The sequence below is a fragment of the Kitasatospora sp. NPDC057512 genome (genome assembly GCF_042802135.1).
GTDB lineage: Bacteria > Actinomycetota > Actinomycetes > Streptomycetales > Streptomycetaceae > Kitasatospora.
Genome location: NZ_JBHVET010000520.1, coordinates 1 through 6,314, shown reverse-complemented (window position 1 = coordinate 6,314; position 6,314 = coordinate 1). Strand labels below are relative to the sequence as shown.

Annotated in this window: 5 protein-coding genes; 2 read left to right on the top strand and 3 right to left on the bottom strand. The window is 76.0% G+C overall.

What is annotated here, in order from left to right:
- Nucleotides 1-15: 15 nt before the first annotated feature.
- Nucleotides 16-1,452 carry an MFS transporter gene (locus tag ACFU6K_RS28040; protein WP_380667589.1) on the bottom strand — a complete coding sequence of 479 codons (1,437 nt, stop codon included), beginning with the start codon at nucleotides 1,450-1,452 and terminating at the stop codon, nucleotides 16-18.
- Between the two features lie 280 nt (nucleotides 1,453-1,732).
- Here ACFU6K_RS28040 and ACFU6K_RS28035 point away from each other — a divergent pair, with 280 nt between their 5' ends.
- Nucleotides 1,733-2,638 (top strand): NADP-dependent oxidoreductase, encoded by a 906-nt coding sequence (locus ACFU6K_RS28035; protein ID WP_380667586.1) that lies wholly within the window; start codon nucleotides 1,733-1,735, stop codon nucleotides 2,636-2,638.
- Nucleotides 2,639-2,683: 45 nt separating this feature from the next.
- Here the strand turns inward: ACFU6K_RS28035 and ACFU6K_RS28030 are convergent, their stop codons facing one another.
- Both ACFU6K_RS28030 and ACFU6K_RS28025 read right to left on the bottom strand, forming a co-directional pair.
- Nucleotides 2,684-3,820 carry a CU044_5270 family protein gene (locus ACFU6K_RS28030; protein WP_380667584.1) on the bottom strand — a complete coding sequence of 379 codons (1,137 nt, stop codon included), beginning with the start codon at nucleotides 3,818-3,820 and terminating at the stop codon, nucleotides 2,684-2,686.
- Nucleotides 3,817-4,464, bottom strand: a complete 648-nt coding sequence (locus ACFU6K_RS28025; protein WP_380667581.1) for an RNA polymerase sigma factor — start codon at nucleotides 4,462-4,464, stop codon at nucleotides 3,817-3,819. Before ACFU6K_RS28025 ends, ACFU6K_RS28030 begins: the two co-directional genes overlap by 4 nt.
- Nucleotides 4,465-4,593: 129 nt before the next feature.
- Between ACFU6K_RS28025 and ACFU6K_RS28020 the strand changes: the two genes are divergently transcribed.
- The gene (locus tag ACFU6K_RS28020) at nucleotides 4,594-6,180 is read left to right on the top strand and encodes a serine protease (protein WP_380667579.1); all 1,587 of its coding nucleotides are present in this window, start codon (nucleotides 4,594-4,596) and stop codon (nucleotides 6,178-6,180) included.
- Nucleotides 6,181-6,314 lie beyond the last annotated feature (134 nt).

Genomic DNA, 6,314 nt, shown 5'->3' with positions numbered 1-6,314 from the left:
GGGTGGTGGGCGGCCTCACGCGGCCGTCGCGGTCTTCGCCGCGGCGGCGTCCGCGTGCCCGGGGCGCGGGGTGCGCAGGGTGGCCGCCGCGAGCAGGCCTCCGGCCACCGCGATCGCCGCGGCGCCGAGGAAGGCCGCGGAGAATCCCGAGGTCAGGCCCTGGACAGTGGCGTCCGGGGTTCGGGCGCCGGCCAGTGCGGTCATCGCGGCCAGACCGAGCGCCGAGCCCACCTGGTAGCCGGTGTTGACGATGCCGGAGGCGAGGCCGCCGTCCTCCGGGGGCGCGCTGGAGATCGCGGTGCCGAGGGAGGGGATGAAGGCGAGCGCCATGCCGATCGCGGCGAGCAGGGAGGCGGGCAGCACGTCGGTCCAGAAGTTGCCGTCCGGGCGGGCCAGCGAGAGCCCGGCCAGGCCGGCGCCGAGGGCGAGCATGCCGGTGACGACCAGCGCCTTGGGACCGAAGCGGGCGATCAGCCGGGGCGCCAGGGTGATCATGATGCCCATGATGGCGACGGTCATCGGCAGCAGGGCCGCGCCGCTGGCGAAGGCGCCGAGGTGGAGCACCTGCTGGAGGTAGAGGTTCAGGAAGAACCACATCGGCACCCAGGCCGCGGCCAGCAGGAACTGGGCGAGGTTGGCGGCGCCGAGGTTCGGCACCCGGAAGATGCCCAGCCGCATCAGCGGCTCGCGGCGCCGGCCCTGGAGGACCAGGAAGGCGGTCAGCAGTGCGGCCGCGCCGGCCAGGGTCAGCAGGGTCGACGCGGAGGCCCAACCCGCCTCCGGGGCGCGGACGACGGCGTACACGGCGGCGGCCAGGCCGGCGGTGACGGTGAGCGCGCCGACGAGGTCGATGCCGCCGCGGCGCCGGGGCGCGGAGGGCATCAGCGCGGGAGTGGCGAGCAGCGCGACCGCGGCCACCGGGATGTTGATGTAGAACACCCAGGGCCAGCTGACGTACTGGGTGATCAGCCCGCCGAGGAAGACGCCCGCGGTGCCGCCGGCCGGGGCCGCCGCGCCGTACAGGGCGAAGGCCTTGGTCAGTTCCCTCGGGTTCCCGCCGAAGAGCGTCATCAGCAGGGTGAGTGCCGAGGGGGCGATGAGGGCGGCGCCGAGGCCCTGGACGCCGCGGCCGGCCAGCTCGGTGGGCACGTTCCCGGCGAGGCCGGCGAGCAGGGACCCGGCGCCGAGGACCGCCCAGCCGGCACTGAACAGGCGGCGGGCGCCGAGCAGGTCGGAGAGCCGTCCACCGAGCAGGAGCAGGCCGCCGAAGGCGACCACGTACGCGTTGAACACCCAGGACAGGTCCTCCTGGCCGAAGCCGAGGGCGTCCTTCATCCTGGGCAGGGCCACCCCGATGATCGAGGTGTCCATGATCACCACGAACTGCGCGGCGGCGATCAGCGCGAGTGCGCGCCACCTCCGGGGGTCGGGCCCGGTGCTGTCGGTTGCCATCTCTTACTCCCTACCCGTGAGGGGTATCGGCCGGGGGCGGTGCCTCGCGGCGATGGCCGGGGATCGTCAACTCGCAGGAATGGCACGGTGGGTGTGCCGGTCGACGACTCCGGTGAGGACGACCGAGAACATACCCTAGGGGGGTAGGGTTTAGTCAACGGAGCCGGACGGTGGGGATCGGCGAACGCGGGGCGGGGGGCATCACGCGAGGGCGGGGAATTCCGGCGCCCGTGGACGCGGTTCGACGAGATGTCGGCAACCGCCTTGTGAAGGGGATTTCGTGCGCGCCATCCGGATCGACCGCTTCGGCACCCCCGAGGTCCTCGGCCTCGTCGAGACCTCCCGGCCCGTGCCCGGGCCCGGGGAGGTGCTGGTCCGGACCGTCGCGAGCGGCATCAACCCCGTCGACGACAAGACCCGGGAGGGGGCCATCGGCGAGGGCGCTCCCCCGCTGCCGATGACGCTCGGCTGGGACCTGGCCGGCGTCGTGGTCGACGGCGGCGACAGCCCGCTGGAGGCGGGGGACCGGGTCATCGCCATGTCCCACCAACTCGGCACCGCGCGCGGCACCTGGGCCGACCTGGTCGTCCTCCCTGCGCAGGCGGTGGCCGTCGCGCCGCGGACGGTCAGCCTGGTCGAGGCCGCCACGCTGCCGCTGCCCGGGCTGACGGCCTTGCAGACGCTGGACTGGCTGGCGGTGTCCGCCGGGGAGCGCCTGCTGATCGCCGGGGCCGCCGGCGCGGTCGGCGGGCTCGCCCTGCAGACAGCCCGGGCGCGGGGCGTCGAGGTCGACGCCCTGGTCTCCCGGGACGCCCAGGCCGGCTTCGCCCGCGAGCACGGCGCGGGGCTCGTCGCCACCGACCCCGCCGCCTTCCGGGGCGGCGGCTACGACGCGGTCTTCGACACCTTCGGGGCCTTCGTCACCGACGCCGTCGCCGACGGCGGCCGGTACGCCTCGGTCGCCACCCAGGCCGGCCCCGTCCCGGACCTCTCCGCCCGGGGCGTGCGCACCACCGTCCACCAGGTGCGCGAGGACGGCGCCGGGCTGGCCGAGTTGGCCCGGCTCGTCGACGACGGCGCCCTGCGGCCGCGGGTGCACGCCACGTACGGGCTCCAGGAGATCCGGGCCGCGCACGAGCGGTTCCGCGAGGGCGGCCTGGCCGGGAAGATCGTCGTGACGTTCTGACCGCGCCCTCGGCCGCCTCACCCGGCAGCCCTTGGCCGCGCCGGACTACCGGACCGGCGGCGGGAGTTCGCCGACGCGGTCCACGGCGGCCCGGGCGAGGACCGCGGAGGTGCCGACCACCGTCCCGGCCGGGCCCGCGTCGCCGTCCTCGGCGAGGATCGTGCGCTCACCGAGGAACGCGTACGTGGTCCGGTCGAAGACCCACTGCGTCTGCCGCCCGTACGCCGTACGGGCCACGGCGACGCCCTCGCGCCCGGCGGCGTCGACGGCCGAGGCGACCACCGTGACCCCGGGGATCCGCTCGGCCGCCCGGTAGAGCGCGGCGCCGACCTGCGGCGGCGCCCAGGTCTCGGCCAGCAGGTCGCCGATCGCCGTGAAGGCCCGCTGGTCCGGGTCCTGGCCCTGACCGCGGGTCTGGTCCCTGATCAGCCGCAGCAGGGCGTTCGGGTCGGTGGGCAGCGAGGCGACGAAGGCGTGGGTCGGTTCGCCGACCGACGGGCCGCCCCCTCCGCCGGTCGCGTCGGGCCGGGCCGTCGCCCCCGGCCGGTCGAGGTGGAGGACCGGCCCGTCCTCGCCGAGCCGGGTGTCCGGCCCGCCCTCCTCGCGCAGCAGGCCGGGGCGGCTGCCGTCGGCGGACAGCCAGACCTGCCGGGTGTGCGCGGGGGCCATGGTCACGGGGCCGCCGCCCGCGCTCTGCGCCGCGAAGGCGACCCTGCTCTCGATGTAGACGAACTGGTCGGCGCGGACCGCCGGTTGCTCCGATCCGGCGGCGGCGAGGGCGATGCGGTCGAGCAGCCGTACGGCCTCGGAGCCGCCGGTCGCGCCGCTTCCCGCCACCGCCGCGCGGTCCCGCCCGGGCGTCCCCGCGCCCCTGGGGTCCAACGCCACGACGCCGACCACCGCCAGGGCGCAGGCGAGCGCCGGCACCGCGATCCGGAACCGGGCCGGACGCCTGGCGGGGCGTCGGGCCGAACGCCCGGCCGGACGCCGGACCGGACGCCGAAGCGGATCGGGGCGACCCTGCGGCTCGGCGGCCTTGCGCAACAGTGCTTCCCTGAGCAGCAGTTGGCGGTCCGCGTCCAGGCCGGGCACCGCCGGCGGGGGCAGCAGCTCGGCGAGTTCGCGGCGCTCCGACTCCTCGGATGCCGGGCGCTGCGCGGCGCGCCGTGGGGTGGCGTTCATCCGTGGCTCTCCTGGGTCGACGGCCGGAGCGCGGGGAGGCGGCCCGGTACGGGCAGGGCGGGGACGGCGGCGCGGGCCCTGGCCTCGGCCTTCGCCTTCGTCTTCGCCTCCGCCCTGGCCTCGGCCTCGGTGAGTTCGCGCAGCCGGGCCCGCGCCCGGGACAGTCGCGAGCGGACGGTCCCGACCGGCGTGCCGAGCGCCTCGGCCGCGCTCGCGTAGTCCAGTCCGGCCCACACCACCAGCGTGAAGACCTCCCGGTCGCGGCGCCGGAGCCGGGCCAGCGCCCGGCGCGCGGCCCGCAGCTGCTCGACGTCCGCGAGGTGCGCGACCAGGTCCTCGGAGAAGTCCGGGACGGCGCCGCGCTCCGGGATCCGGGCGAGCGCGAGGTCGCGGCGCCGCCGGGCGCGGGCGTTGCGGCGCATGATGTTGGTCGCGATCCCCAGCAGCCACGGGCGCAGGCCGTCGCCGTCGGGGTGCAGCCGCTCCCGGCCCCGCCACGCCTCCAGGAAGGTCGTCGAGACGACGTCCTCGGCCTCCGCCCAGTCGCCCGTCACGCGCAGGGCGTAGCGGTACAGCACCTGGGCGTGCTCGTCGTAGAGCTCGCCCAGGACGTCGGGGTCGCCGCGGCGCAGACGCGTTCTCATGAGTGCTTCCACACTCTGCCCTGCCCGGTCCGGCTCCAGAGTTCCGGTGACGTGCGTCACAGGCCCCGGCCCGCCACGGATGTGGCCCGGCTCACAGGAACTCCCTTGCCCCTCCGAGCAGTACAGGACATGACCACCGCTTCCGCTCCCCGTTCCCTTCCCCGCCGGAACGCCCTCCGGGCCCTGGCCGTCGCCGTCGCCCTGGTCGGCGCCTCGACTCCCGCCCTCGGCGGCCCGGCCTTCGCCGCCGAGCCGGAGACGTACACCCTCACCGTCCGGCACCTGGACCGCGCCGGCCACCCGACCGCGCCGTACCGGACCGGCGTCACCGGGATCTCCGGCCCCGGCGCCGACACCTCGGTCCTGCTGGACGCCCCCTCCGGCGTCACCACCGTGCGGCTGCCCAAGGGCCGGTACGTGCTGGACAGCAACCTGGTCTCGGGTCTGGAGCCGGGCGGGACGATCTGGACGGACTGGATCGTCCAGCCGCGCCTCGACCTCGACCACGACACCACCGTCACCGTCGACGCGCGGACCACCGCCCTCGTCGACGTCCGGCCCCCGGACGGGTCCGCGCGCTTCCGGCACAGTGGGATGTTCGTCGAGGTCACCCACGAGGGTGCCACCAGGACCGTCAACGTCGCCAACGGGTCGCCGAACCTGCGGGTCGCCCACCTCGGGCCGGAGACCGAGGCCGGGGCGGTGAAGCAGTGGTTCGACGTCAACTGGGACACCGACAGCGGCGGCTACCTGCTCGGCCGGACCTCCACCGGCACCCGCGCGCTGACCGGGTTCAGCAAGCACTACTCCGCGCGGGAGCTGGCCACCGTGAACATCCGCGGCGCCGCCGGACCGGGCGGCGCCGGGGCCGCGCTCGTCAGCCTCCAGCCCAGCGACGGAGCGAACATCGGCGAGTCCCGGAGCGTCACGACGCCCGGCACCGCCACCTTCCACGTCGCACCCGAGCGCGGCACCTGGGACATCGGCGTCACCGTCCCCCGCGCCGACGGCAGCCGGCCGAACCACTACACCGAAGACCGCGTCGCCGTACGGGCCGGGGCCACGACCACCCGGACCTTCGACGGCCCGGTCTTCGGCCCCGCGCTCACCGACCGCCCCGCCGTCTCCCGCGACGGCGACCGGATCACCGCGGACGTCCCGCTGCTCGCCGACGGCGACGGCCACGTGCCGTGGACCCCGTCGTTCGACACCGCCTACACCTCGCTGTACCGCGACGGCGTGCTGGTCGGCGCCGCCTCCGACGCGGCCGGGCGCGGCGAGTTCACCGTGGCCCCGGGCAAGGCCGACTACCGCCTGGCCACCACCGTGACCCGCAAGGCCGCGGCCGGCGCGACCACCCGGGTGACCGCGTCCTGGACCTTCGCCTCCGCCACCACGGCCACGCCGACCGCGCTCCCGGTCAGCGCCGTACGGTTCACCCCCGAGCTCGACCCGACCGGCACCGCGACGGCCGGCAGCGCGCTGCGCATCCCGGTCACCGTGCAGGGCGCCGCCGCCGACGGCCGCGTCCGCTCGCTCACCGTCTCGTCCTCCACCGACGGCGGCGCCTCCTGGACCCGCCTCCCCGTCGAGGCCGGCGCCGTCACCGTCCAGAACCCCCCGGCCGGCACCGCCGTCTCCCTGCGCGCCGAACTGACCGACACCGACGGCAACACCCTCGACCAGACCATTACCGAGGCCTACCGCACCCGGTGACCGTCCCGTTGCGAAGAACCTTGAGCGGTCCTCACCGAAGCCTGACGGATCACACCGCGTCTCGTCGGAGGTCAAGCGCGCAGGGCAGGGCCCTGTTGTGCCTACCGGATCCGCGATCGGCTCGGCCGGGATCC

Coding starts and splice junctions, on each gene's coding strand:
- ACFU6K_RS28020 (WP_380667579.1), top strand. CDS start 4,594: ATGACCACCGCTTCCGCTCCCCGTTCCCTTCCCCGCCGGAACGCCCTC.
- ACFU6K_RS28040 (WP_380667589.1), bottom strand. CDS start 1,452: ATGGCAACCGACAGCACCGGGCCCGACCCCCGGAGGTGGCGCGCACTC.
- ACFU6K_RS28030 (WP_380667584.1), bottom strand. CDS start 3,820: ATGAACGCCACCCCACGGCGCGCCGCGCAGCGCCCGGCATCCGAGGAG.
- ACFU6K_RS28025 (WP_380667581.1), bottom strand. CDS start 4,464: ATGAGAACGCGTCTGCGCCGCGGCGACCCCGACGTCCTGGGCGAGCTC.